At 74.6% G+C, this 25,502-nt stretch carries 19 protein-coding genes; 10 read left to right on the top strand and 9 right to left on the bottom strand.

The genetic code is table 11. The features are described 5' to 3' along the window. Positions 1 to 139 precede the first annotated feature (139 nt). From ACZ6EJ_RS19810 to ACZ6EJ_RS19800, 3 genes are all read left to right on the top strand, one after another. On the top strand, positions 140 to 1,645 hold the full coding sequence (locus ACZ6EJ_RS19810; RefSeq protein WP_469268691.1) for a phosphatase PAP2 family protein: 1,506 nt from the start codon (positions 140 to 142) through the stop codon (positions 1,643 to 1,645). Between the two features lie 121 nt (positions 1,646 to 1,766). Then, the gene (locus ACZ6EJ_RS19805) at positions 1,767 to 2,576 is read left to right on the top strand and encodes a methyltransferase domain-containing protein (RefSeq protein WP_469268690.1); all 810 of its coding nucleotides are present in this window, start codon (positions 1,767 to 1,769) and stop codon (positions 2,574 to 2,576) included. 78 nt (positions 2,577 to 2,654) lie between these two features. After that, positions 2,655 to 3,008 (top strand): VOC family protein, encoded by a 354-nt coding sequence (locus ACZ6EJ_RS19800; protein ID WP_469268688.1) that lies wholly within the window; start codon positions 2,655 to 2,657, stop codon positions 3,006 to 3,008. 30 nt (positions 3,009 to 3,038) lie between these two features. Here ACZ6EJ_RS19800 and ACZ6EJ_RS19795 read toward each other — a convergent pair whose 3' ends face one another. The 7 genes from ACZ6EJ_RS19795 to ACZ6EJ_RS19765 form a co-directional block, all read right to left on the bottom strand. Further along, on the bottom strand, positions 3,039 to 4,829 hold the full coding sequence (locus ACZ6EJ_RS19795) for a CocE/NonD family hydrolase (protein WP_469268686.1): 1,791 nt from the start codon (positions 4,827 to 4,829) through the stop codon (positions 3,039 to 3,041). A gap of 143 nt (positions 4,830 to 4,972) precedes the next feature. Further along, complete coding sequence (locus ACZ6EJ_RS19790) at positions 4,973 to 5,923, bottom strand: S66 peptidase family protein (RefSeq protein ID WP_469268684.1); 951 nt, start codon at positions 5,921 to 5,923, stop codon at positions 4,973 to 4,975. After that, on the bottom strand, positions 5,920 to 7,935 hold the full coding sequence (locus ACZ6EJ_RS19785; RefSeq protein WP_469268682.1) for a prolyl oligopeptidase family serine peptidase: 2,016 nt from the start codon (positions 7,933 to 7,935) through the stop codon (positions 5,920 to 5,922). Before ACZ6EJ_RS19785 ends, ACZ6EJ_RS19790 begins: the two co-directional genes overlap by 4 nt. 24 nt (positions 7,936 to 7,959) lie before the next feature. After that, on the bottom strand, positions 7,960 to 9,303 hold the full coding sequence (locus ACZ6EJ_RS19780) for a M20/M25/M40 family metallo-hydrolase (protein ID WP_469268680.1): 1,344 nt from the start codon (positions 9,301 to 9,303) through the stop codon (positions 7,960 to 7,962). Beyond that, positions 9,296 to 10,129 (bottom strand): M55 family metallopeptidase, encoded by an 834-nt coding sequence (locus tag ACZ6EJ_RS19775; RefSeq protein WP_469268678.1) that lies wholly within the window; start codon positions 10,127 to 10,129, stop codon positions 9,296 to 9,298. The genes ACZ6EJ_RS19780 and ACZ6EJ_RS19775 overlap by 8 nt, the downstream gene beginning before the upstream one ends. A gap of 108 nt (positions 10,130 to 10,237) precedes the next feature. Next, complete coding sequence (locus ACZ6EJ_RS19770; RefSeq protein WP_469268717.1) at positions 10,238 to 12,682, bottom strand: MFS transporter; 2,445 nt, start codon at positions 12,680 to 12,682, stop codon at positions 10,238 to 10,240. Between the two features lie 212 nt (positions 12,683 to 12,894). Further along, positions 12,895 to 13,338 (bottom strand): SRPBCC family protein, encoded by a 444-nt coding sequence (locus tag ACZ6EJ_RS19765; protein ID WP_469268676.1) that lies wholly within the window; start codon positions 13,336 to 13,338, stop codon positions 12,895 to 12,897. 149 nt (positions 13,339 to 13,487) lie between these two features. On the opposite strand from ACZ6EJ_RS19765, the gene ACZ6EJ_RS19760 reads away from it, so the two are divergent. Further along, complete coding sequence (locus ACZ6EJ_RS19760; protein ID WP_469268674.1) at positions 13,488 to 14,525, top strand: Rv2578c family radical SAM protein; 1,038 nt, start codon at positions 13,488 to 13,490, stop codon at positions 14,523 to 14,525. 159 nt (positions 14,526 to 14,684) lie between these two features. Continuing rightward, positions 14,685 to 16,259 carry an alpha/beta hydrolase gene (locus tag ACZ6EJ_RS19755; RefSeq protein WP_469268672.1) on the top strand — a complete coding sequence of 525 codons (1,575 nt, stop codon included), beginning with the start codon at positions 14,685 to 14,687 and terminating at the stop codon, positions 16,257 to 16,259. 84 nt (positions 16,260 to 16,343) lie between these two features. Here ACZ6EJ_RS19755 and ACZ6EJ_RS19750 read toward each other — a convergent pair whose 3' ends face one another. Beyond that, positions 16,344 to 16,916, bottom strand: coding sequence for an adenylosuccinate lyase (locus ACZ6EJ_RS19750; protein WP_469268670.1), 573 nt, complete (start codon positions 16,914 to 16,916; stop codon positions 16,344 to 16,346). A gap of 353 nt (positions 16,917 to 17,269) precedes the next feature. Here ACZ6EJ_RS19750 and ACZ6EJ_RS19745 point away from each other — a divergent pair, with 353 nt between their 5' ends. Beyond that, positions 17,270 to 19,051: a 3-hydroxyacyl-CoA dehydrogenase family protein gene (locus ACZ6EJ_RS19745; protein WP_469268668.1), complete on the top strand. Its 1,782-nt coding sequence runs from the start codon at positions 17,270 to 17,272 to the stop codon at positions 19,049 to 19,051. Between the two features lie 91 nt (positions 19,052 to 19,142). Further along, a complete protein-coding gene (locus tag ACZ6EJ_RS19740) occupies positions 19,143 to 19,952 on the top strand; it encodes a TetR family transcriptional regulator (protein ID WP_469268666.1) in 810 nt (269 codons plus the stop codon). Here ACZ6EJ_RS19740 and ACZ6EJ_RS19735 read toward each other — a convergent pair. Further along, positions 19,915 to 20,703 carry a restriction endonuclease gene (locus ACZ6EJ_RS19735; protein WP_469268665.1) on the bottom strand — a complete coding sequence of 263 codons (789 nt, stop codon included), beginning with the start codon at positions 20,701 to 20,703 and terminating at the stop codon, positions 19,915 to 19,917. The two genes, ACZ6EJ_RS19740 and ACZ6EJ_RS19735, sit on opposite strands and share 38 nt — an antisense overlap. Before the next feature lie 466 nt (positions 20,704 to 21,169). On the opposite strand from ACZ6EJ_RS19735, the gene ccrA reads away from it, so the two are divergent. From ccrA to ACZ6EJ_RS19720, 3 genes are read left to right on the top strand one after another with little or no spacing between them, the layout of a single operon-like run. Further along, positions 21,170 to 22,507, top strand: coding sequence for a crotonyl-CoA carboxylase/reductase (gene ccrA / locus ACZ6EJ_RS19730; protein WP_469268664.1), 1,338 nt, complete (start codon positions 21,170 to 21,172; stop codon positions 22,505 to 22,507). Positions 22,508 to 22,516: 9 nt separating this feature from the next. Next, on the top strand, positions 22,517 to 24,529 hold the full coding sequence (locus tag ACZ6EJ_RS19725; protein WP_469268662.1) for a protein meaA: 2,013 nt from the start codon (positions 22,517 to 22,519) through the stop codon (positions 24,527 to 24,529). Continuing rightward, positions 24,526 to 25,500 carry an HpcH/HpaI aldolase/citrate lyase family protein gene (locus ACZ6EJ_RS19720; RefSeq protein WP_469268660.1) on the top strand — a complete coding sequence of 325 codons (975 nt, stop codon included), beginning with the start codon at positions 24,526 to 24,528 and terminating at the stop codon, positions 25,498 to 25,500. Before ACZ6EJ_RS19725 ends, ACZ6EJ_RS19720 begins: the two co-directional genes overlap by 4 nt. The last annotated feature ends 2 nt before the right edge of the window (positions 25,501 to 25,502 follow it).

The following is a 25,502-nucleotide window of genomic DNA, read 5'->3' as shown; positions in this document are numbered from 1 at the left end:
GTTCCGGGCGGACCGCCCGTCCGATCCGCGCGGCGGGGGCGCTCGGGCGCGGGCCTTTTCACCGGTCGGCGCCGGCGGGTGGCGGGGATCTCAGCGCGCCTGCTGGTTCGGCGCGTCCCCACCGGGTATTCGCTGAGCCATGTCGTCACCGAGCACCTCCCCCGCCGCCCCCGCCGCCGCCCGGTTGCGGGGCTGGTTGCAGGGCCGGGATCTGGCCGTCTTCCGAAGCGTCGCGGACCGGCACTGGCCGGGCGCCGACCCCCTGCTGCCCCGGCTCAGCCGGAGCGCCGACCGAGGGCTGCTCTGGTTCGGGGCGGCGGCCGGGATCGCGGCGGCGGGGGGCAGTGCGCGCTCCCGCCGGGCGGCGCTGCGCGGGGTCGCCTCCCTCGCGGTGGCGTCGGTGGCGATCAACACCGTCGGCAAGGGGGCGGTGCGCCGCCGGCGGCCGATACTGGACCTGGTGCCGTCGATGCGGCAGCTCAAGCGGCAGCCGGTCACCACCTCGTTCCCCTCCGGCCACGCCGCGTCCGCCGCCGCCTTCGCCACCGGGGTGGCGCTGGAGTCCAAGGGGTGGGGGGCGGTGGTGGCCCCGGTCGCGGCGGCCGTGGCGGCCTCCCGCGTCTACACGGGCGTCCACTACCCGAGCGACGTCCTGGCCGGGGCGGCGCTCGGCGTGGGGGCCGCGTTCGCGCTGCGCGGGCTCGTCCCGACGCGGGGCCAGCTCCCCGCCCCCGGCCGCCCGCCCGGCGAGGCCCCGGCGCTGCCCGGCGGGAAGGACCTGGTGGTCGTGGTGAACCGGGGGTCCGGCACGGCCGCGGCCACGGCGGCGCTGGTACGCCAGGCGCTGCCGCTGGCGGAGGTGATGGAGGTCGCGCCGGAGGACCTGTCGACCGCCCTGGAGGCGGCGGCGGGCCGGGGCCGGGCCCTGGGGGTCTGCGGCGGCGACGGCACGGTGAACCTGGCGGCGTCGGTGGCGGCGACGCACGGGATGCCGCTGGCGGTCTTCCCCGGCGGCACGTTCAACCACTTCGCCTACGACCTGGGCATCGAGACCGTCCAGGAGGCCGCCCTCGCCCTGACCGCGGGGGACGCGATCCGGGTGGACCTCGGCCGGTTCCGCCCCGGCCCGCGGGGCGAGGGCGGGGCGGACGGCTACTTCCTCAACGCCTTCTCCCTGGGCGTCTACCCGGACCTGGTGCGCGCGAGGGAGCACTGGTCGCCCCGGATCGGCGGCTGGCCGGCGGGGGTGCTCGCCGCGATCCACGTGCTGCGCGGGCAGCGGCCGCTGGAGGCCGAGATGCAGGGCAGCAGGAGGCGGTTGTGGCTGCTCTTCGTCGGCAACGGGCTCTTCCAGCGGATGGGCCCCGCTCCGGGGCGGCGCCACAACCTGGCGGACGGGCTGCTGGACGTGCGGGTGGTGCACGGCGGCCGGACCCCGGCGCTGCGGCTGCTCGGGGCGGCGATCGCGGGACCGCTGACCCGCTCCCCCGCCCATGCGGCGGTGCGGCGGCGCCGGGTGCGGATCGCCGGTCTGGCGCCGGGGACGCCGTACGCGTACGACGGTGAAGTGGCGTGCTCCGGCACGGAGTTGCTGATCGACAAGCTGCCGGAGGCGCTGACGGTGTACTGCCCGATGTCCCTCTGAACCTCCGACCCGCACGTCCGCATGGCAAGACGCGAGTATCACCATGCGGTATGGCGGCGTACGGTGGCCCTGCCGCCGCACCGGCGGCCCAGGCGCCCCAGGGGGAGAGGACGGCACCGCCATGCCGAAGGAGACCGCCGTGTACACGCACGGCCACCACGAGTCGGTCCTGCGCTCGCACCGCTGGCGGACCGCGGCCAACTCGGCCGCCTACCTGCTCGGCGAACTCCGCCCCGGCATGGCCGTCCTCGACGTCGGCTGCGGCCCCGGAACCATCACCGCGGACCTGGCCGCCCTGGTCGCGCCCGGCCGGGTGACCGGCGTCGACACGGGGGCGGGCATCCTGGAGCAGGCGGCCGCGGTCGCCTGCGAACGCGGGCTGGCCAACGTCGCGTTCGCGGTGGCCGACGTCCACGCCCTGGACTTCCCCGACGACTCCTTCGACGTGGTCCACGCCCACCAGGTGCTCCAGCACGTGGGCGACCCGGTCCAGGCGCTGCGCGAGATGCGGCGCGTGTGCCGCCCCGGCGGCGTGGTCGCGGCGCGCGACAGCGACTACGCGGCGATGGCCTGGTATCCCGAAGCCGCCGGACTGAGCCGGTGGCTGGAGGTGTACGAGCGGGTGGCACGCGCCAACGGCGGTGAGCCCGACGCCGGTCGGCGGCTGCTCTCCTGGGCGCGGCGGGCCGGGTTCACCGACATCACCCCGACCGCGGCCGCCTGGTGCTTCGCCACACCGGAGAGCCGCGCCTGGTGGAGCGGGCTGTGGGCGGACCGGACGACGGAGTCGGTCTACGCCGAACTGGCGGTACGGGGCGGCCACGCGACCACCGGGCAGCTCACGGCCATCGCCGCGGCCTGGCGGTCCTGGGGCGACGAGGGCGACGGCTGGTTCACGGTCCCGCACGGCGAGGTGCTGTGCCGGGTGTGACCGCCCTCGCACCCCTCCGCGCAAGCGGCCGACCGGAATCGATCACGGCCCCGGCGGACGCTGACTACCCTCGTGGGCATGGAGATCCTGGGAACCACGCTGCGTATCTGCGTCGACGACCTGGAGGCCTCGGTGGCCTTCTACGAGGGGCTGACGGGCACGCCCGCCCTGCGGTTCGAGCGCGGAGGGGTGTCGGTCGCCGCCATCGGCTGCTTCCTGCTGATGAGCGGGCCCGCGTCCGAGTTGGAAGTGCTGCGCAAGGTGAGCGCGACCATCGCCGTCAAGGACGTCGACGAGGCGAACGCGGCCCTGGTCCGGGCGGGTGCGCGGATCGTCGCGGGCCCGGTGCCGACCCCGGCGGGACGCAATCTGATCGCGCTGCACCCGGACGGCTCGGTCTTCGAGTACGCGGACCGCAACACCGCCCCGTGACAGCGGGACAGGGGCGTAGCCGCCGGGGCGTCACCCGGCCGGGACGACCGGAAGCTCCAGCACGCCGGTCTCCTCGGGGGCGCTGACGACGGTGACGGGCTTGACGCCCCGGTTGCCGAAGTACGCGGTGTCGCTGGCGGCGACCACGAACTCCAGGCGGTGCCCCGCCGCGAACCGGTGGACGATGCCGGGCAGTTCGACGGTGAAGGTCCGGGTGACGTCGGGCACCCGGACCGGTGCGACGAGGCGGTTCACGAGCGTGCGCGCGCCGTCCGGCGCGACGTCGTAGACCTTGGCGAACAGGACCAGCTTGTCGGAGGCGTCGCCGCTGTGCTGGACCCGCTCCGCCTCCGGGGAGTGGACCTTCAAGGTGGCCCTCGGCGCGCCGACCACGTCGACGGGCCCGGCGAGCGGGGCGCTGCGCCAACCGAGGTGGGTGCCCTCGGTGTCGTACGGCTCGGCGTCGGGGCGGCCGGTCAGCAGGGCGAGGGGACTCTCGGAGTGGCTGGTGGGCAGCGGCCGGTTGACGTACCGGCGGCTGCCGCCGGCCACCTCGGAGCGGCGGTCGACGAGTCGGCCGTCACCGGAGAGGTACAGCGTCCGGGAGAGGGCGGGGAGGTCGGCGGCGGCGCCGTAGCCGTCGCGCCAGTGGCGGTAGTACGAGAAGGCGGGACCGGTGTCGGCGTCCGTACGCCCGTGGAGGTACCGGTCGAACCAGGCCAGCACCCGCCGTCCGACGTGGCTGGACTCCAGGTTGCCCCGGACCAGGTCGAGTTCGCCGGGGACCTGGCCGCCGCTGTGCCCCCAGGCCTGCCAGATCATCTTCGCCTCGACGCCCCGCGCCCTGAGCGTGCGGTAGGTGGCGGTGGCCTCGTTCAGGGTGAACAGGGTGTCGGCCTGCCCCTGGACGACGAGGGTGGGGGCCTCGACCCGGTCGAGGTAGGAGACGGGCGAGACGCCGCGCGTGTAGGCGAGCATCGCCCGCGTCGCGTCGGCGGGGAAGCGGCCGGAGTTGAGCAGCCGGACCGTCTCGCAGGCGGGGGCGGCGAAGTGCAGGCAGTCCGGGCGGTTGAGCCGGGAGGGGTCCGATCCGGGGTTGAGGAGCGGCTGCCCCTCGCCGATCAGGTAGAAGGCGTTGGTCCACTGCCACTTGAAGACGCCGGGGGTGTCGGAGGTGACGCCGGTGCGCGCCCCGGTGCTGTTGGGTGCCAGGGCGTGGGCGAGGTCGTTCCAGGTGACCAGCGGGACGAGGGCGTCCAGGCGCGGATCGACGGAAGCGGTGGCCAGTTGGACCGCGCCGCCGTAGGAGCCGCCGATCATGCCGACGCGGGGGTCGCCGGGGGCGTCCAGGGTGACGCAGTCGGCCCTGGTCCCGTCGTCGGCCGCGGCGCGGCCCCCCAGGAAGTCCAGGAGCCGCCCGGCCGCCGCGCCGTCCACGGCGGGGTCGTCCATGGTGATCAGGCAGCCGGACGCGCCGAAGCCGAGCCCCGAGTAGACCAGTGCGACGTATCCGCGGGCGGCGAAGGCCCTGCCGATGGCGTCGGTCGTGCCGTCGGACTTGCTGCCGCCGAAGCCGTTGGTGGTGAGGACGGCGGGGGCGGGGCTGTCCGCGTCGGCCCCGGCGGGCCGGTAGAGGTCGGCGTCGACCGCGCAGGAGCGGCCGCCCGCCTCGACGGTGAACGTCAGCGGGGTGACGGTGTACGGGTCGGCCGCGGCGCGGGCCGGTGCGGCGAGCACGAGGGGGGCGGCGAGGGCCGCTCCGGCGACCGCGACGAGCGGGCTGCGCCATCGGGAGACAGCACCTGACACGAGGACCTCCACACCGAGGACTCCTACCGGCCGATATGCACGGGCTGTCCCCATGCTGTGACATACGTCATAGCGTGTCAACGTTGGCTGTCGGCGGTTCCTGACGGTTGTTCACCTTTCGCACACCCCCGCGACCGGCGTGCGCGCCGAGGGCGTCAGCGGAGGGCCGGGGCCTCGACGGTGAGCGTGCAGCGGCCGCCGCCCGCCGGCGCGTCCAGCACGGCGGCCACGCCCAGGGGGATCGTCAGCGCGCCCGGCCCGTGCCCGAACCCCAGCTCCTCGACCACGGGCGCCCCCAGCGGGCCGAGCCGGTCGGCGAGCACCGCGCGGACCCCCGCGTACGGGCCGCAGTCCCGCCAGGACCCGCAGACCACCCCCGCGACGCCCTCCAGGGCCCCCGACCGCAGCAGCCGGGTGAGGTAGCCGTCGAGCCGGTAGGGCTCCTCCCCGACGTCCTCGATCACCAGCAGCCCCCCGCGCCCGCGGCCGCGCGCCGCCTCGGCGGCGAGCAGGCTGAGGCAGCCGCCGTACAGGACGCCGCGCGCCCGCCCGGGGACCAGGGCCGCGGCCGTCTCCCGGCCCAGCGTGCACACCGCCTCCGGCTCGAAGAGGGTGGCGCGCAGATGTTCGCGGGACGCCTCGTCCGCGCAGAACGCCTCGGTGGCGGCCATCGGCCCGTGCAGCGTGGCGAACCCGGCGCGCAGCGCGAACGCCTCGTGCAGCACCGTGGCGTCGCTGTACCCCACGAACGCCTTGGGCCCGGCGGCCCTGATCGCCGCCCAGTCCACGAGGTCCACCATCCGCTGCGCCCCGTACCCGCCGCGCGCGCACACCACGGCGTCCACGGACGGGTCGCACCAGGCCGAGACGAGGTCGGCCGCGCGGTCGGCGTCCGCACCGGCGAGGTGGTCCAACGCGGGGTGCGTGTCGCGGACATGGGCTCCGAGGACCGGATCGAGGCCCCAGTCCCGGAGCAGGGCGAGCCCCTTCTCCAGCCGGTCGGCGGGGGGAGGGCCGCAGGGGGCCACGACGGCGACGCGCGCACCGGGGCGCAGCCGGGGCGGCCTGGCCCCGGCCGCCGCGAAGCCGCCGGCCCCGCCCGTCACGTCGTCAGCTCCAGCGGGGGCACATCGGGGCGCTCGACGCCGAAGGTCTGCGCGTAGAGGGCGAGTTCGGCCTCCAGGGCGCGGACCAGGGTCCGCTCCCGCCGGAATCCGTGGCCCTCGCCCTCGAAGACGAGGTAGGCGTGGGGCACGCCCCGGTCCGCGACGGCGGCGAGGAACCGCTCGCACTGGGCGGGCGGGCAGATGACGTCGTCCAACCCCTGGAGCAGCAGGAACGGGGTGGTCAGCCGGTCGGTGCGGTTGACCGGGGAGCGTTCGCGGTAGCGCTCCGGCGCCTCGGCGAACGGGCCGACGAGGGACTCCAGATACCGCGACTCGAAGTCGTGGGTCCCGTCGGCGGCCCACCCGGCGAGGTCCAGGACGGGATAGAGGATCGTCCCGCAGGCGTACAGGTCGGTGCCGGTCAGCGACGCGGCGGCGGTCCAGCCGCCCGCGCTGCCGCCCCGGACGGCGAGCCGGTCCGGGTCGGCCGCGCCCTCGCGGACCAGCGCCTCGGCGACGGCCGCGCAGTCCGCCACGTCGACGACGCCCCACTGGCCGCGCAGCCGTTCGCGGTAGCGGCGGCCGTAGCCGGTGGAGCCGCCGTAGTTGACGTCGGCGACGCCGATGCCGCGCGAGGTGAAGTAGGCGATCTCCAGGTCGAGGGCGAGCGGCGCGCTCCCGGTGGGGCCGCCGTGCGCCCAGATGACGTACGGCGGGCGTTCGCCCTCGGGCCCCGTGCGCTCGGGGTTGCGCGGCGGGTAGAGGTGGGCGTGGATCTCGCGGCCGTCGGGGCCGGTGAAGGCGCGCTCCTCGGGCTCCGGGTAGTACGCCGGGTCGACCGGGTCGCGGTGGGGCGGGCCGATGGTCCGGGCGTGCCCGGTCGCGGTGTCCAGCTCGATGACCTCGGGGCCGGTGCGGGGGCTCGCCGCGACGCCGACGACCCGGCTGCCGTGGACGGCGAGCGTGGCGGCCCAGGCGGTCCAGGGGCCCGGCACGTCGGCGAGTTCGCCGGTCTCCGGATCGAGGACGCCGAGGCGGTTGGCGCCCCTGCCGTGCAGGGCGGCGATCAGCCCGTTGTCCAGCGGGTGGAACCAGCGCATCCCGATCTTCCACAGCGGGCCGCCGAACTCCTCCTCGCGCGGCGGCAGGAGGCGGCCTCCGGCGTCCGCGCCGCCCGCCGCCGCGTCCGGACGTACGCGGTAGAGCTCCCACCACCCGGCGCGGTCGGAGGCGAACAGGAGGCGCCCGGCGCGGTCCCACTCCACCTGGCAGACCGCCTCGTCCGGGCCCCCGGCCACGGGCCGCACCCCGGTGAACGCGCCCTCCCCGGTGATGCCGGCCACCATCGCCTCCGTGCCGTCCCAGGGCATCCGGGGGTGGTCCCAGGCGATCCAGGCGGCCCGCCGCCCGTCGTGGGAGACGCGGGGTCCGGTGACGAACCGGTGCCGGTCGTCGGAGAGTTCGCGGATCGCCGTGCGGTCGTCGGCCGCCGACCCGTCCAGCGGCACGGCGGCGATCACGCGGCGCACGTCGGTCGGGGCGGGGCCGGTGAACTCCTCCAGCACGCACCACACCTCGCCCCGCGCCCCGTGCTCCGGGCGCACCTGCGGGTCCGCCCAGCGCAGCCCTCCGCCGAGGGCGGAGACGGGGGTGAGCGGACGGGGCGCACCGGGCCCGCCGGGGGTGTGGGCGTACAGCCGCTGGTCGGTGAAGTGGACGAAGACCACGAGCGGTTCGCCGTCCGCACCGACCGCGCCGGCCCAGGGCTGCCCGCCGTACTCCACGACCCGGCTGCGGACGTCCCACGGGGCGGGCAGCACCGGGGCGGTCGTGCCGTCGGCGCGGCGGCGCACCAGGGCGCGGCGGCCGCCCTCGGCGGGGCGCGGCTCGGTCCACCACACCTCGTCCCCGACGGTGGCGAGGTGGTCGGGCCGGCCGCCGAGGGAGGCGGCGAGCGCGGCGTCGATCGGCGAGGGCCAGGCGCCGTAGGCGGCTGTTGACGCGGTGTTCACGGTGACGGGTCCCCCCTGGGCGGGTCAGGCGGTGCGCAGATAGTGGTCGAGGACGCGGACGCCGAAGTGGAGGGCGTCGACGGGGACGCGTTCGTCGACGCCGTGGAAGAGTCGCTGGTAGTCGAAGCCGGCGGGCAGCTTGAGCGGGGTGAAGCCGTAGCCGGTGATGCCGAGGCGGGAGAACTGCTTGGCGTCCGTGCCGCCCGACATGCAGTACGGGACGGTGTGCCCGTCCGGGTCGAACCTCTCGACGGCGGCGCGGAGTTTGGCGTACGTCGGTGAGTCGACCGGGGACTGCAGGGCGCTCTCGCGGTGGTAGTACCGCCAGGAGACGGAGGGTCCGGTGAGCCGGTCCAGGGTCGCGCGGAACTCCTCGTCGCCGCCGGGGACGGTGCGCCCGTCGATGAAGGCGGTGGCGTGGCCGGGGATGACGTTGACCTTGTAACCGGCGTTCAGCATCGTCGGGTTGCTGCTGTTGCGGACCGTGTTCTCGACGAGCGTGGCGGCCGGGCCGAGCTTGCCCAGGAGTTGGCCGACGTCGAAGCCGGGGTCGTCGAGGTCGGGGGCGATGCCGTGCAGGGCGGCGATCTCGGTGATCGCGGCGCGCACGGTCGGGGTGAGCCGGATGGGCCACTCGTGCGCGCCGATCCGGGCGACGGCGGCGGCGAGCGCGCTCACCGCGTTCGCCTCGTTGGCCTTGGAGCCGTGCCCGGCGCGGCCCTCGGCGGTCAACTCGATCCAGCCGGTGCCGCGTTCACCCGCGGCGATCGGGTACAGGCAGAGGCCGTCGCCGGCGTGGAAGGTGAAGGCACCGGATTCGCTGATGCCCTCCGTACAGCCCTCGAACAGGGCCGCGTGGCGGTCGGCGAGGAAGTCGGAGCCGTCGACGGCGCTGTCCTCCTCGTCGGCGGTGTACGCGATGACGATGTCGCGTCGGGGGCGGAAGCCGCTGCGGGCCCAGCCCCGGACGACGGCGAGGACCATCGCGTCCATGTTCTTCATGTCGACGGCGCCGCGCCCCCACACGACCCCGTCGCGCACCTCGCCGGAGAAGGGGTGGACGCTCCAGTCGGCCGGCTCGGCGGGCACCACGTCGAGATGGCCGTGGACGAGCAGCGCGTCGGCCGACGGGTCGGCGCCCGCGATCCGGGCGACCACGTTGGTCCGACCGGTGGTCCGCTCCAGCAGCGTCGGCTCGACTCCGGCGTCCGCGAGCCGCTCGGCGACGTACTCGGCGGCCGGACGCTCCCGGCAGTCGCCGCCGCCCCGGTTGACGGTGTCGATCCGGATGAGGTCGGAGGTGAAGGCCACCACCTCGTCGAGCGCCTGCCGGTCCACGGGTCCGAGCGGGTCGGGGTCCTCAGCCATACTGTTCCTCCACGGCGGCCGACACGATCGTCGTCACCGCCTTGAACGTGCGGATTCCTTCGTACATCGTCGTACTGGTGTAGGCGACGCGCCTCTCGCCGCTCACCGCCACACCGGGCACCACGGTCGCCGCGCCCGCCAGGTGCTCGGCGTCGAACTCCAGCTCCACGGTGTACCCGCCCCCGGTGACGGGTTCCGAGCGGCCCGCCAGCGCGGCGGCCTCCTTCGCCGCGGCCCTGATGTCGGCGGCGGTGCGGGCGGGGGTGCGGCACACCGCCGCGTACCGGGAGACATGGTCCTTGACCGCGACCGTACGGGCTCCGGGGGCGTATCCGCGAGCGTCGGCGCAGGTCAGGTCGTCCCCGGTGACGAGGACGACGGGCACGCCGTACTCGGCGGCGACATGGGCGTTGAGCAGGCCCTCGCTGGCGCGGACCCCGTTGAGCCAGACGCCGGTGATGGAGTTGGCGAGGTAGGTGTGGGCCAGGACGCCTTCCGCGCCGGCGCCGGTGTGGTAGCCGACGAAGGCCACGGCGTCCACGTCGCCGTGCTGGACGCCCTCCATCATGGACAGCGACTTGTGCTTGCCGGTGAGCATCTCGACCCGTTCGTCCAGGTGCTCCAGCAGCAGGTTCCGCATCGACCAGTGGGCCTCGTTGACGAGCACGTGGTCGGCGCCGCCGTCGTAGAACCCGAGGGCCGCGGCGTTCACGTCGGAGGTGAACATCGGCCGGCAGCGCTCCCACTGCGGGGTCCCCGGCAGTACGTCGGCGGGCCAGGTGACCCCGGTCGCGCCCTCCATGTCCGCACTGATGAGGATCTTCATGCCGCAACACCGTACGCCTCGCGGGCGGCGTCGGCCAGGGAACGGCGGCCCGCCGGGGCCCGGACCGCCGAAGGTCCCTCCAGCGGCCCCGGCGCGCGCCGGCGCGGATCAGTCCTCGTGGCCGAGCTGGAGATCGCGTTCGGTGCGCCCGCCGCCCGCGACCCGGAGCACCGTGGCGACCGGCGGGTAGCCGGCGGCGATCACGGTGTACTCGCCGGACGGCAGGTCCACGAAGCGGAACGCTCCGTCCGCGCCGGTGGTCAGGGTGTCCACGACGTTGCCCGCCGCGTCCAGCAGGGTGACGCGGGCGTCCTCGACGAGTCGGCCGCCGGCGGCCCGGACCACGCCACGCAGGACGGCCCCGCCCGCCAGCTCGATGTCCTGGCGCGTCTCGCGGGCCGCCTGCACGCTGACCGGGAGGGCGGCCGGACGGAAGGCGGGGGCGCTGGCCGCCAGGGTGTACTCGCCCGCGACCAGCTCGCCGATGACGTAACCGCCCTCGCGTCCGGTGCGCGTGGAGGCGACGACCTCGCCGCGTACGTCGGTGAGGGTGACGGCGGCGTCGCGGACCGGGGCGCCGTCGGCGGTGAGCACGGCTCCGGCGAGCCGCCCCGCGCCGCCGAGCACCACGTCCAGCTCGACGGGGCGCTCGCCCACGGTGACGCTGACGGCCTGCGGCTGGTGTCCGCCCGCGGCGGCGATCAGGACGTAGTGGCCGGCCGCCGGGGCGTTCAGCGCGTAACGCCCGTCGTCGCCGCTCGCGCCGCGGCCGGCCTGCCGCCCGTGGGCGTCGATCAGGGTGAGGGCGGCACGGGGGACCTCGCTGCCGTCGGGGTGCTGGACGCTGCCGTGGACCGGGATGCCGGGCGGGCGGCCGCCGCCCGCCCCGGAGGAGTCGGCGCGGGCGGCGGGGATCGGGGCGGTCTCGGTGGCTGCTTCGGGGCTGTGGTGGGACACCAGCGGTTTCTCCTTGAGGAAGAAGGCGAGGACCAGGCCGAGCAGGAGCACCGGCACCAGGTAGAGGAAGATGCGCGGCATCGCGTCGACGTACGCCTGGACGTAGGCGTCGCGCAGCGCGGGCTCCATCGCGTGGACGAGCTGCGGGGTGATCGACTCGGGGTCGGGGAGCCCGGCCCCGGTGGGCAGGCGCGCGTCGAGGGCGTCGGAGAGCCGTCCGGCGAACAGCGTGCCGAAGACCGCCGCGCCGACGCTGCCGCCGATCTGCCGGAAGTAGTTGTTGGCGCTGGTGGCGGTGCCGAGGTCGGCGGGGGGAACGGAGTTCTGGACGGCGAGCACGAGGACCGACATGACCAGCCCCATGCCGATGCCGAGCACGGCCTGCCACAGGCTGTACGCCCACCGGGAGGTGTCGGCGTCCAGCAGCGAGAGGAGCCCCATCCCGGCCACCGAGACGGCGCAGCCCAGGATCGGGTAGGCCCGGTAGCGGCCGGTGCGGGTGACGAGCCGGCCGGAGACGATCGACCCTCCCACGATGCCCAGCATCATCGGGAGCATCAGCAGCCCCGACTCGGTGGCGCCGACCCCCTCGACCATCTGGAGGTACGTGGGCAGATAGCTGGCCGCCCCGAAGAGCGCGATGCCGGTGGCCGCGCCGACGAGCCCGGTGACGTTGAAGACGGAGTCGCGGAAGAGCCGCAGCGGGATGATCGGTTCGGCCGCCCGGCGCTCGGCGGCGAGGAAGAGCAGCGTCGCGGCGGCCGCGCCGGCCGCCAGGCCGAGGATGGTGGGCGAGCCCCAGGCGTACTCGGTGCCGCCCCAGCTCGTGACCAGCACCAGGCAGGTCGACGCGGCGGCCAGGAGCGCCGCGCCCAGGACGTCGAGCCGGGGACGGACGGCGGGCCGGGGCAGCTTGAGGACGACGGCGACGACCGCGAGGGCGACCAGGCCGAAGGGGACGTTGATGTAGAAGCACCACCGCCAGGAGGCGTGGTCGGTGAAGAACCCGCCGAGCAGCGGTCCGGCCACGGAGGCGAGGCCGAAGACCGCGCCGATGAGGCCCATGTAGCGACCGCGCTCGCGGGCGGGGACGATGTCCGCGATGATCGCCTGGACGCCGATCATGAGGCCGCCCCCGCCGATGCCCTGGACCGCGCGGAAGGCGATCAGCTCGTCCATGGTGCGCGACCAGCCCGCGAGCGCGGAGCCGACGACGAAGACGACGATGGCGAACTGGAAGACGCCCTTGCGGCCGAAGAGGTCGCCGAGCTTCCCGTAGAGCGGCAGGCCGATGGTGGAGGCGAGGAGGTAGGCGGTGACCGCCCAGGACATCTTCTCCAGGCCGTGCAGCTCGCCGACGATCTTGGGCAGGGCGGTGGCGACGATCATCTGGTCGAGCGCCGCGAGCAGCAGCGTGAGCATCAGCCCGAGGAAGACCATGCGGATCGCGCGGGGGCTGAGCTCCGCGGCGGCCGCCGGGCCGGGGGCGGTCGGCGGGGGCGGCGCGCCCCCGGCTCCGGCGAGCGCCGCCGCGCCGTCCGGCAGCGGGCCCTCGGGCCCCGGACCGTCCTTCACCAGCGTGACCCCGCCCACCACGTAACGCTCCCCTCGTCGCATCTGCGCCGCCCCTTTCTCGCATCGCGCGGCGAGGCGGGGCAAACGGGACGAGGGGGGCGCGGGGCGCGCGCGGAGGGCTTATGCGCCGGTGGGAGCCGCTGCGGCGCACGGGCGGCCGCCCCGGAGAACCACCCGTTCCGGTGAGGCGGGCCGCCCTGCGGGGGCCGGGGCGGCCGCGTCCCGCCGGCGCGTCACCCCTCCATCTCGGCGGCCAGGTTCTGGAGCAGCTCGTCGTGGATCCGGGCGAGCCCCTTGGGCGCGAAGGTCCGCTCGAAGAACCCGCCGATGCCGCCCGCGCCGTCCCAGACGGTGGTCACGACGGTCCTGGAGCGGCCCTCGCCGGCGGGGGTGACGGTCCAGGTGGTGACCATGGAGGAGTTGCGGTCCTTCTCGATGAGCTGCCCGTCGGTCGGCTCGGTGACCTCCAGCAGGCAGTCGCGGACCCGCTTGCTGGTCGCCTGGAGCTTCCAGTGGACCAGGGTGCCCTCGCCGTCGCCGCCCTCGCGGACCTCGTACTCGCTGAAGTGCCCCGTCAGCACCTTGCCGCGGACGTCCTTGTAGTCGGCCAGCGCGTCGAACACCGCTTCCGCGTCCGCCGCGATGATCCGCTCCGTCGTCGCCTCGACCTGCGCCATGGCTCTTCCTCCAGCAGTCGGTTGTTCGGTGGGTGGGGCGAGCCAACCACCTCGGGCGCGGCCGCTCAAAATCGGGACGGACGGGCTGGTTCGCACGATCAAGGGAACATGTGTTCTATTCTGTGGCCAGTGCTACCGAGGAGGCGTCCATGCGCTGGGACAATCTGGTCGAAAACAGCTCGACGGCCGGGAACAGCGCGCTCTTCGCCGCCGACGCGGTGACCACGCGCACGTTCGACACCCCCGAGTTCCGGGGGATCACCTTCCACGAGATACGCGCCCGCTCGATCCTGAACCGGGTGCCCGGCGCGTCGCGGATGCCGTTCGAATGGACGGTCAACCCCTACCGGGGCTGCACGCACGCCTGCGTCTACTGCTTCGCCCGCAAGACCCACAGCTACCTGGACCTGGACACGGGCGCCGGCTTCGACTCCCAGATCGTCGTCAAGGTCAACGCCCCCGACCTGCTCCGGCGCGAGCTGGCCTCCGGGCACTGGCGGGGCGAGCACGTCGCGATGGGCACCAACGTCGACTGCTACCAGCGGGCCGAGGGCCGCTACCGGCTGATGCCCGGCATCATCGCCGCCCTGCGCGACCGGGCGAACCCGTTCTCGGTCCTGACGAAGGGCACCCTGATCCTGCGCGACCTGGAGCTGCTGCGGCAGGCCGCCGAGGTCACCGAGATCGGCGTCTCGGTCTCCGTGGGCTTCACCGACCGGGAGCTGTGGCGGACGGTCGAGCCCGGCGCCCCCTCCCCCGGCCGCCGCCTGGACGTCGTGCGCGCCCTCACCGACGCCGGGATCGAGTGCTCGGTCCTGATGGCCCCGGTCGTCCCCTTCCTCGGCGACGCCCCGGAGCAGTTGCGCGCCACCGTCTCCGCCGTGGCGGCGGCCGGGGCGGCCTCGGTGACCCCGCTCGTCCTGCACCTGCGCCCCGGCGCGCGCGAGTGGTACCTGCACTGGCTGGGGCGACGCCATCCCCACCTGGTGCCGCGCTACGAGCGGATGTACGCGGACGGGGCGTACGCCCCCACCTGGTACCAGCGCCGGATCACCCGTCAGGTGCACGAGCTGGCCGACGAGTTCGGGATCGGCCCGGCGCACCGGGGCCGAGCGCGCCGGATCACCCCGGCGCCCGCCCCGGCCGCCGGCGACGAGCCGGGCCCCACCCAGCTCACGTTGCTCTGACCGCCGCCCGCCTCGCGGCCCCTGACGCCTCCCTCAGGGCCGATGGCGTGACCGTACGGGTCGAGTTCGCGCGGAACGGACCCCTCCGGCGGCCGGTTCGGGGACCATGCGGCGGGGGCCGGTGATCCGGCGCCGCGCCCCCTCCACTCGGGAGGTCCCATGACGAAACGTGCAGGAATCCTGGTCGCCGCCGGTGCGGTGGTCGCCGGTCTGCTGGCCGCCGCGCCGGCCCCGGCCGCCACCGCCCCGGCGAGCGCGCCGCCCACCGCGCGGCCGCAGTGGACCGACTGCCCGACCGACAACCATCCGACGCTCCAGTGCGCCGAGGTGCGCGCCCCGCTGGACCACGCCCGCCCGTCGGGCCGTCAGATCACCCTGGCCGTGTCCCGCGTCCCGCACACCGCGAAGACGTACCAGGGCCCGCTCCTGGTCAACCCCGGCGGTCCGGGCGGCAGCGGCCTGTCGATGGCTGGCTTCGTGGCGTCCTCGCTGCCGAAGGAGGTCGCCGCCCAGTACGACGTGATCGGCTTCGACCCGCGCGGAGTCGGCCGGAGCACCCCGGCGCTGAACTGCCGGCCCGGCCACTTCGACCCGGTGCGCCCCGCCTCGGTGCCGGACTCCCGCCGCCAGGAGCGGACCAACCGCGACCGGGCCGAGTCCTTCGCCCGCGCGTGCGGGGAGAAGCACGGCGACGTGCTGCCGTACATGGACACGGTCAGCGCGGCCAAGGACCTCGACGTGATCCGCCGGGCGCTGGGCGCACCGCGCGTCAGCTACTTCGGCTACTCCTACGGCACCTACCTCGGCGCGGTCTACGCGAAGCTGTTCCCGCGGCGCCTGCACCGCGTGGTCCTGGACTCGGTCGTCGACCCGGACGCCGTCTGGTACGAGGGCAACCTCCGGCAGAACCGCGCGTTCGACGCCCGCCACAAGGCGTTCGCCGCCTGGGTCGCGGAGCACGACGCCGCGTACGGGCTCGGCGCCGACCCGGCGCGCGTCGAGGCCGCCTGGCACCGGATGCGGGCGGAGGTGGCCCGGCGTCCCGCGGGCGGCACGGTCGGCGCGGGCGAGCTGGAGGACGCCTTCCTGCCCGGCGGGTACTACAACGGCTACTGGCCCCACCTGGCCGAGGCGTTCGCCGCGTACGTGAGGGACGGGGACGCCGAGGCGCTGGTGGAGGCGTACGAGGACTTCGGCGCGATCGACGCGAGCGGGGAGAACGGCTACTCGGTCTACACGGCCGTCCAGTGCCTCGACGCCCCCTGGCCCCGGCACTGGAGCACCTGGCGCGCCGACAGCCGCCGGATCCACGCCGAGGCGCCGTTCATGACGTGGAACAACACGTGGTACAACGCGCCGTGCGCGAGCTGGCCGGTGGCGCCGCTGAGCCCGGTCCGGGTCGACAACCACGAGCTGCCCCCGGCGCTCATCCTCCAGGCCACGGACGACGCGGCGACCCCGTACGGCGGCGCGGTCAGTATGCACCGCAAGCTCAAGGGCTCGCGCCTCGTCGTCGAGGAGGGCGGCGGCAACCACGGCATCACGCTGAGCGGCAACGACTGCCTGGACGGGCACCTGGCGGCCTACCTGGCCGACGGGACCCTGCCGCCCGGCGGCCGCGGCGCGGACGCGGTCTGCGCGGCGCTGCCGGACCCGGAGCCGCTGTCCGAGGGGGAGTCGGCGGACGACGGCGCGGGCAGCCGGCTGCACGGGCTGCTCGGCTTCCGCAACTGAGGCGGCAGCCCCCCGCCGAGGCCGCTCCCCGGCCCCGTGCCCCGCTCCGGCGGGGCGCGGGGCCGTCGGCGTGCGGTGCGCCGCTCACCCCCGCGGCAGCCGGCCGAGCGCCCGCGCGGCGGCCGTGCCGAGACGGGGGTGCGGGAGGGCGGCCGTGAGGACCGGCCGGGCCCGCTCGTCGCCGAGGCCGCCCAGCCCCTCCACGCAGGCCAGCGCGGTGCGCCAGTGGGGCTCGTCGGGGGCCAGCAGCCGCTGGAGGGTGGCGACCAGGGCGGGGACCGACTCCGGGGCCCGCAGGGCCGCGAGCAGGCGCACCGGGTGCACGGCGTAGGCGGTGCGCAGGGTGTTGGTGGCCAGGGCGGCGGCCGCCCGCGGGGTGCGGGGGTCGCCCAGGCGGGCCAGGGCGTGGGCGGCGCAGACGCAGCGCTCGGGGTCGCGGTGGTTGAGCAGCAGCACCAGCGGCTCGAAGGCGCGCCGGTCGCCCGCGCAGCCGAGCCGGAACGCGGCGATCTCGCGGGCCCACAGGGGGCGGCGCGGCTCGACCAGGACGCGGGCCAGCTCCTCGCCGTCCTCGGTGGCGACGAGTCGGCCGTACAGCGGCGACCCCTCCGCCTCGGGCTCCAGCCGGTCCATGAGCGAGCGGAACTCCTCATCCATGACGCTCAGCGTAGCGGCGGGCACGCTGCGTAGGCCATGCCCGGTGGGCGGCGATGTGGTCCAGAGCACAAGGAGGAGGGGGTGGCGCGCTCGTTACCCGCCGGTTAGCCTCATCTGAGCGGGACATCCCCGCAGGCTCCGGTGGCCTGGTGACGCAGCCATCCGGAGCGCTCGTCGGTTCGGCTTCTTCGTGTGACGCGGCCTCGGGACAGGGCCGGTCGTCCTCCCGGCCGGGCGTGCTCAGCCGCCCGTGCCGTGCTCCACGCCCTTCCCCTTCCGCACGCCCGCGCGCCCTGCCCCAGGGCCCCGCGCGAGCCGTGCTCCCCAGTCGTCACTCACCCTGGAGTCCCCTGATGGACATCCCCCTCAGCACCATCGCCGTCGTCGGCCTCGGCACCATGGGCGCCGGCATCGCCGAGGTCCTGGCCCTGGCGGGCCGCGAGGTCGTCGGCATCGACGTCAGCCAGGAGGCCGCCCGGCAGGCCGTCGCCGCCCTGGAAGCGTCCACCGCGCGGGCCGTGGCGCGCGGGCGGATCACCGAGCGGGAGCGGAGCGAGGCCCTCGCCCGGTTCCGCACCTCCGCGGACGTGCGGTCCGCCGCGGCGGCCGAGCTGGTCATCGAGGTGGTCCCGGAGACGTACGAGGCCAAGCAGCGGGTGTTCCGGGAGCTGGACGAGGTCGTCTCCCCCACCGCGATCCTGGCCACCGGCACCAACGCCCTGTCGGTCACCCGCCTCGCCGCCGAGTCGCGGCGCCCCGAGCGCGTCCTGGGCCTGCACTTCTTCAACCCGGCTCCCGCGATGAAGCTGGTCGAGGTGGTCTCCTCGGTGCTGACCGCGCCGCACGCCGTCGAGGCGGTGACGCGGCTGGCCCGCGAGCTGGGCAAGGAGCCCGTCGCGGTCGGCGACCGGCCCGGCTTCGTCGCGGACGGACTGCTGTTCGGCTACCTGAACCAGGCGGCCGCGATGTACGAGGCGAACTACGCCTCCCGCGAGGACATCGACGCCGCGATGCGGCTGGGCTGCGGGCTGCCGATGGGCCCCCTCGCCCTGCTGGACCTCATCGGCATCGACACCGCCCGCACGGTGCTGGAGGCCATGTACGCCGCCTCCCACGACCGGCTGCACGCCCCGGCCCCCGTCCTCGGCCAGCTCAGCGCGGCGGGGCTGACCGGGCGCAAGGCGGGGCGCGGCTTCTACACGTACGACGCTCCGGGCGGCCAGGACGTGGTGCCCGACGCGCTGACCCCGGCGGCGGCCGACGCGGCGGGGACCGGGCGCACGGTGGCCTCGGTGGGGGTCGCGGGCTCCGGGACGATGGCCTCCGGGATCGCCGAGGTCTTCGCCAAGGCGGGGTACGCCGTGGTGCTGGCGGCGCGCGGCCAGGAGAAGGCGGACCGGGCCAAGGACCGGATCGCCGCGTCGCTGGAGCGCTCGGTCGACAAGGGGCGGCTGACCGCCGAGGCCCGTGAAGCGGCGCTGGCGCGGATCACCGCCGCCGGTTCGCTGGACGCGCTGGCCGGGGTCGACCTCGCCGTGGAGGCGGTCGCGGAGGACCTGGAGGTCAAGCGGCGGCTGTTCGCCGCCCTGGACGAGGTCTGCCGGCCGGGCGCGGTCCTCGCCACCACCACCTCCTCGCTGCCGGTCGTCGCCATCGCCCGCGCCACGAAGCGGCCCGAGGACGTGGTCGGGATGCACTTCTTCAACCCGGCGCCCGCGATGAAGCTGGTCGAGGTGGTCCGTACCGTCCTGACCGCCGACGACGTGCACGCCACGGTCCGCGCCGTGTGCGCGACGATCAAGAAGCACCCGGTGGACTGCGGCGACCGGGCCGGCTTCATCGTGAACGCGCTGCTCTTCCCGTACCTCAACAACGCGGTGAAGATGGTCGAGGCGCACTACGCCTCGCTGGACGACATCGACGCGGCGATGAAACTGGGCGGCGGCTACCCGATGGGCCCGTTCGAACTGCTCGACGTGGTCGGCCTCGACGTCTCGCTCTCCATCGAGAAGGTGCTGCACGAGGAGTTCCGCGAGCCGGGCCTCGCCCCGGCCCCGCTGCTGGAGCACCTGGTCGCCGCGGGCTGCCTGGGCCGCAAGACCGGGCGCGGCTTCCGCGAGTATGCCCGCCGCTGATCCGGCGGCCGGGTGGGGCGGGCTGCTGGGGCCTCCCGGCGGTCCGCCCCCGCAGGCGCGCTCTCCGGGACCGATGCGTTACGTTCACTCCATGTCCCAGCCCGCCAGGTCACCCCGTGCCACCGCCGCGTCCGACGCCCCGGAGACCACCGCGGGGTCGCGCGCCGCCGCCCAGCGGCTCAAGATGCGCCGCGAGCTGGCCGCCGCCGCGATGGAGCTGTTCGCCACGAAGGGGTACGAGGCGACGACCGTCGACGAGATCGCGGGCGCGGCGGGCGTCGCCCGGCGGACCTTCTTCCGGCACTTCCGCTCGAAGGAAGAGGCCATCTTCCCCGACCACGACGACACCCTGGTCCGGGCCGAGGCCGTGCTGCACGCGGCCCCCGCGCACGAGCACCCGCTCGACACGGTCTGCCGGGGCATCAAGGAGGTCATGAAGATGTACGCGGCCAAGCCCGCCGTCTCCGTGGCCCGCTACAAGCTGACCCGCGAGGTGCCGACCCTGCGGGAGGCGGAGATCGCGTCGGTGGCCCGCTACGAGCGGCTGTTCACCCGCTACCTGCTGGGCCACTTCGACGAGCACGACCACCACGCGGGCAACGACGACCCGCTGCTGGCGGAGGTCGCCGCGTCCGCCGTGGTCACCGCGCACAACCACGTGCTGCGCCGGTGGCTGCGGGCGGACGGCCAGGGGGATGTGGAGGCGCAGCTCGACCGCGCCTTCGCCATCGTGCGCGACACCTTCGGCTCGGGCATAGGAGCGGGCCGGAGCGCCGAGGCCGAGCGGCCCCCGGCCGCGGCGGTGGCGTCCGAGGGCGAGGTGCTCGTCGCGGTGGCGCGCACCGACGCCCCGCTGGACGAGGTCATGCGGACGATCCAGCAGGCCCTGAAGGCGCGGTGAGCCCGGCGTCCGGCCCGGCGGGGACGGCCGCCTCCCAGGGCGGCGGCGCGCTGCCCTCGTTCCAGGCCGCCAGCTCCTCGGGGCCGACGCAGAGGATGCCGCACCGGCGCGCGTAGTCGAGGGCGGGTTCGGTGAATCCGCCGGTGCTGACGACGAGCGCGACGTCCGCGCCGTGCACGGCGTAGCAGGTGCCGCCGAAGCGCTGGAGGTCCTGGGAGCCGGCCCGGTTGCCCTCCCCGTAGCGCTTGCACTGGACGACCAGCCTGCGGCCGTCCGGAAGGGTGCCGATGACGTCGGCTCCCAGGTCGCCCGCGCCGCCCACCACCTCGGCGTCGGCGCAGCCGTCGCGGCGGCAGAGCGCGGCGGTCTCCTCCTCGAAGGCGTACGGGTCCAGCTCCGCGAGGTCGACCGGCTCCGGGGCGGCGGCCCCGGCGGGGGCGGCGGGCGCGGCCGCCGCGGCGTCCAGCTCGGCGAGCCCGGCCTCGACGGCCCCGTACGCGGCGTCGGCGACGGCGGCCGCGACGCGGCGGGCCCGTCTGCGGCGGCGCAGCAGGAGCACGGTGGCGGCGAGCGCGGGCAGGAGCAGGGCGGCGGCGGTCGCCGGGTGGTCCCCGGCGGCCCGCCAGGCGGCTCGCAGCGCCAGGCCGCCGCCCGCGACGACCAGGGCGATCAGCGCGAAGCCGAAGGCGGTGCGGCGCAGGTCGAAGGAGGAGGGCCGCCGGGCCGCACCTCCGCGTATCGGTGTCGCCATCGGTGCCCCACCCCTTGTCCTGCCGCCCCCGCCAAGATCATTGTCTGCGGTCCGTATGCCCCCCGACCGGGTGTTCGACACGCCCGGACGCGGGCAGGGGCCCCCGCCTGCGCCCGGTCAGCAGGACGAAAGCGCCCGTACCACCCGCCGCGATGCTCATGCGTGCCCGCGAGATGACAAGTGAGAGAAATTGTTGGCACTCGGTGCCTTGTCAGGTGTCACGGAGTGCCATACGTTGAAGGTGTCCGGGCGGCCGGCGTGCTGAGGACTCACACGTACGCCGGCTGTCCCCGCAACCACCGTGCTGTGCGCCCGGACGCCTGCGTCACAGGCACCTTCCGCTCCACCGAGCACGCCCAGCCCCACCCCGCCGAACCGACGGCGACACCTCCACACCCGCCGCACCCCTGCCCCTCGGCAGGGCCCGTCAAGCGTTCCCCGACGCCGCATCACCGGAGGCAACACCGTGAAGGAAATCCTGGACGCGATCCAATCGCAGGACAGCACCGCCGCGGACTTCGCGGCCCTGCCCGTCCCCGAGTCGTACCGCGCGGTGACCGTGCACAAGGACGAGGCGGAGATGTTCGCGGGGCTCGCGACCCGCGACAAGGACCCCCGCCGGTCGCTGCACCTGGACGAGGTCCCGGTCCCCGAACTCGGCCCCGGCGAGGCGCTGGTCGCCGTGATGGCCAGCTCGGTGAACTACAACTCCGTCTGGACCTCCATCTTCGAGCCGGTGTCCACCTTCGGCTTCCTGGAGCGGTACGGCCGGCTCAGCGAGCTGACCCGCCGCCACGACCTGCCCTACCACGTCATCGGCTCCGACCTCGCGGGCGTCGTCCTGCGGACCGGTCCGGGCGTGAACGCCTGGAATCCGGGCGACGAGGTCGTCGCGCACTGCCTCTCCGTCGAGCTGGAGTCCTCCGACGGCCACAACGACACGATGCTCGACCCCGAGCAGCGGATCTGGGGCTTCGAGACGAACTTCGGCGGGCTCGCCGAGATCGCCCTCGTCAAGTCCAACCAGCTCATGCCGAAGCCGAAGCACCTGAGCTGGGAGGAGGCCGCGGCGCCGGGCCTGGTCAACTCCACCGCGTACCGCCAGCTCGTCTCGCGCAACGGCGCGGGCATGAAGCAGGGCGACAACGTGCTGATCTGGGGCGCCAGCGGCGGACTCGGCTCCTACGCCACCCAGTTCGCCCTCGCCGGCGGCGCCAACCCCGTCTGCGTCGTCTCCAGCCCCGAGAAGGCCGAGATCTGCCGGTCCATGGGCGCGGAGGCGGTCATCGACCGCAACGCCGAGGGGTACCGGTTCTGGAAGGACGAGCGCACCCAGGACCCCAAGGAGTGGAAGCGGTTCGGCAAGCGCATCCGCGAGTTCACCGGCGGCGAGGACATCGACATCGTCTTCGAGCATCCGGGCCGCGAGACCTTCGGCGCCTCGGTCTACGTCACCCGCAAGGGCGGCACCATCACCACCTGCGCCTCCACCTCCGGCTACATGCACGAGTACGACAACCGCTACCTGTGGATGTCCCTCAAGCGCATCATCGGCTCCCACTTCGCCAACTACCGCGAGGCGTGGGAGGCCAACCGCCTGATCGCCAAGGGCAAGATCCACCCGACGCTCTCCAAGGTCTACTCCCTCCAGGAGACCGGCCAGGCCGCGTACGACGTCCACCGCAACCTCCACCAGGGCAAGGTCGGCATCCTGGCGCTCGCGCCCCGCGAGGGCCTCGGCGTGCGCGACGAGGAGCTGCGCGAGCAGCACATCGACGCCATCAACCGCTTCCGCGACGTCTGAGGTTCCGCGATGAACGAACGCCAGAAGGACCGGCCCTGGCTCATGCGGACGTACGCCGGGCACTCGACCGCCGAGGCGTCCAACGAGCTGTACCGCCGCAACCTCGCCAAGGGCCAGACGGGTCTGTCGGTCGCCTTCGACCTGCCGACGCAGACCGGCTACGACCCCGACCACGCCCTCGCCCGCGGCGAGGTGGGCCGCGTCGGGGTTCCCGTCTCGCACCTCGGCGACATGCGCCGGCTGTTCCAGGACATCCCGCTGGAGCAGATGAACACCTCCATGACGATCAACGCGACCGCCATGTGGCTGCTCGCGCTCTACCAGGTGGTCGCGGAGGAGCAGGGCGCCGACCCGGCGAGGCTCCAGGGGACCACCCAGAACGACATCGTCAAGGAGTACCTCTCGCGCGGGACGCACGTCTTCCCGCCGGGGCCCTCGCTGCGGCTGACCACCGACATGATCGCGTACACGGTGAGCCGCGTCCCCAAGTGGAACCCGATCAACATCTGCAGCTACCACCTCCAGGAGGCGGGGGCCACCCCGGTCCAGGAGATCGCGTACGCCATGTCCACCGCCATCGCGGTGCTCGACGCGGTCCGCGACTCGGGCCAGGTGCCCGCGGAGGCGTTCGGCGACGTGGTCGCCCGGATCTCGTTCTTCGTGAACGCGGGCGTCCGCTTCATCGAGGAGATGTGCAAGATGCGCGCCTTCGGCCGCATCTGGGACCAGGTCACCCGCGAGCGCTACGGCGTCGAGAACCCCAAGCAGCGGCGGTTCCGCTACGGCGTCCAGGTCAACTCCCTGGGCCTGACCGAGGCCCAGCCGGAGAACAACGTCCAGCGCATCGTCCTGGAGATGCTGGCCGTCACCCTCTCCAAGGACGCCCGCGCCCGCGCGGTGCAGTTGCCCGCCTGGAACGAGGCGCTGGGGCTCCCCCGCCCCTGGGACCAGCAGTGGTCGCTGCGCATCCAGCAGGTGCTGGCGCACGAGAGCGACCTGCTGGAGTACGAGGACGTCTTCGCCGGCTCGCACGTCGTCGAGGCCAAGGTGGCCGAACTGGTCGAGGCGTCGCTGGCGGAGATGGACCGGATCGAGCGGATGGGCGGCGCGATGGCGGCCGTCGAGTCCGGTTACCTCAAGTCCGAGCTGGTCTCCTCGCACGCGGCGCGGCGGGCCCGGATCGAGTCCGGCGAGGAGAAGATCGTCGGCGTCAACGTCTACGAGTCGACCGAGCCCAGCCCGCTCACCGCCGACCTGGACGGCGCGATCATGACGGTCGACCCCGAGAACGAGGCCCGTGTCGTCGCCGCGCTGCACGCCTGGCGGGACAACCGCGACGAGGCCCGCGTCGGCGAGGCGCTGGCCGCGCTGAAGAAGACCGCCGCGGGCACGGGCAACCTCATGGAGGCGACCGTGGAGTGCGCCCGCGCGGGCGTCACGACCGGCGAGTGGTCCTGGGCGCTGCGGGACGTCTTCGGCGAGTTCCGGGCCCCCACCGGGGTCTCCTCCGCCCCGGTCGCGGTCACCGCGGAGACGGGCTCCCCGCTCGCCCTGGTCCGCGAGAAGGCCGCCCGCACCGCGGCCGACCTCGGGGTGGGGCGGCTGCGCCTGCTGGTCGGCAAGCCCGGCCTGGACGGGCACTCCAACGGCGCGGAGCAGATCGCCGTACGGGCCAGGGACGCCGGCTTCGAGGTGGTCTACCAGGGCATCCGGCTGACGCCCGAGCAGATCACCGACGCCGCGCTGGCCGAGGACGTGCACTGCGTGGGCCTGTCCATCCTGTCCGGCTCGCACGCCGAGCTGGTCCCCGACGTGCTGCGCCGGCTCCGCGAGGCCGGCGCACGGGACATCCCGGTGATCGCGGGCGGCATCATCCCGCCCGCGGACGCCGCCGCACTCCGCGCGGCCGGTGTGGCCGCCGTCTTCACCCCGAAGGACTTCGGCATCACGGAGATCATCGGCCGTATCGTCGACGAGATCCGCACAGCGAACAAGCTCGACCCTCTGGAGGTCCCCGCATGACCACGCCCACGTCCCCCGCGAACCGGCTGCGCCCGCGCCGCTCCTGTCTGGCCGTGCCGGGTTCGAACCCGCGCTTCCTGGAGAAGGCCCAAGGGCTCCCGGCCGACCAGGTCTTCCTGGACCTGGAGGACGCCTGCGCCCCGCTCGCCAAGGAGGGCGCGCGCCACACCATCGTGGACGCGCTCAACAAGGGCGACTGGGGCGGCAGGACACGGGTCGTGCGGGTCAACGACTGGACGACGCACTGGACCTACCGGGACGTCGTCACGGTGGTCGAGGGCGCGGGCCCCAACCTCGACTGCATCATGCTGCCGAAGGTGCAGGACGCCCAGCAGGTCGTCGCGCTGGACCTGCTGCTGACGCAGATCGAGAAGACGATGGGCTTCGAGGTCGGCCGGATCGGCATCGAGGCGCAGATCGAGAACGCCAAGGGCCTGGTGAACATCGACGCCATCGCCGCCGCCTCGCCCCGGCTGGAGACGCTGATCTTCGGCCCGGCCGACTTCATGGCCTCGATCAACATGAAGACCCTGGTCGTCGGCCAGCAGCCGCCCGGCTACCCGGCGGACGCCTACCACTACATCCTGATGCGCATCCTGATGGCGGCCCGTACGCACGACCTCCAGGCCATCGACGGCCCGTTCCTCCAGATCCGCGACGTGGACGCCTACCGCGAGGTGGCCGGCCGCGCCGCCGCGCTCGGCTTCGACGGCAAGTGGGTGCTGCATCCGGGCCAGGTCGACGCGGCGAACGAGGTGTTCTCGCCCTCCCAGGAGGACTACGACCACGCCGAGATGATCCTCGACGCCTACGACTGGTGCACCTCCGAGGCGGGCGGCAAGAAGGGCTCGGCGATGCTCGGCGACGAGATGATCGACGAGGCCAGCCGCAAGATGGCCCTGGTCGTCGCGGGCAAGGGCCGGGCCGCCGGACTGCGGCGCACCTCCGTCTTCGAAGCCCCGGAGGCCTGATC

Source organism: Streptomyces sp. NPDC041970 (genome assembly GCF_055588985.1).
Note: the sequence above shows the minus strand (reverse complement) of the source record. Positions and strands in the feature narration are given on the sequence as shown.

Coding starts and splice junctions, on each gene's coding strand:
- ACZ6EJ_RS19805 (WP_469268690.1), top strand. CDS start 1,767: ATGCCGAAGGAGACCGCCGTGTACACGCACGGCCACCACGAGTCGGTC.
- ACZ6EJ_RS19755 (WP_469268672.1), top strand. CDS start 14,685: ATGACGAAACGTGCAGGAATCCTGGTCGCCGCCGGTGCGGTGGTCGCC.
- ACZ6EJ_RS19800 (WP_469268688.1), top strand. CDS start 2,655: ATGGAGATCCTGGGAACCACGCTGCGTATCTGCGTCGACGACCTGGAG.
- ACZ6EJ_RS19745 (WP_469268668.1), top strand. CDS start 17,270: ATGGACATCCCCCTCAGCACCATCGCCGTCGTCGGCCTCGGCACCATG.
- ACZ6EJ_RS19720 (WP_469268660.1), top strand. CDS start 24,526: ATGACCACGCCCACGTCCCCCGCGAACCGGCTGCGCCCGCGCCGCTCC.
- ACZ6EJ_RS19725 (WP_469268662.1), top strand. CDS start 22,517: ATGAACGAACGCCAGAAGGACCGGCCCTGGCTCATGCGGACGTACGCC.
- ACZ6EJ_RS19810 (WP_469268691.1), top strand. CDS start 140: ATGTCGTCACCGAGCACCTCCCCCGCCGCCCCCGCCGCCGCCCGGTTG.
- ACZ6EJ_RS19760 (WP_469268674.1), top strand. CDS start 13,488: ATGCGCTGGGACAATCTGGTCGAAAACAGCTCGACGGCCGGGAACAGC.
- ACZ6EJ_RS19740 (WP_469268666.1), top strand. CDS start 19,143: ATGTCCCAGCCCGCCAGGTCACCCCGTGCCACCGCCGCGTCCGACGCC.
- ACZ6EJ_RS19775 (WP_469268678.1), bottom strand. CDS start 10,129: ATGAAGATCCTCATCAGTGCGGACATGGAGGGCGCGACCGGGGTCACC.
- ACZ6EJ_RS19750 (WP_469268670.1), bottom strand. CDS start 16,916: ATGGATGAGGAGTTCCGCTCGCTCATGGACCGGCTGGAGCCCGAGGCG.
- ACZ6EJ_RS19780 (WP_469268680.1), bottom strand. CDS start 9,303: ATGGCTGAGGACCCCGACCCGCTCGGACCCGTGGACCGGCAGGCGCTC.
- ACZ6EJ_RS19735 (WP_469268665.1), bottom strand. CDS start 20,703: ATGGCGACACCGATACGCGGAGGTGCGGCCCGGCGGCCCTCCTCCTTC.
- ACZ6EJ_RS19765 (WP_469268676.1), bottom strand. CDS start 13,338: ATGGCGCAGGTCGAGGCGACGACGGAGCGGATCATCGCGGCGGACGCG.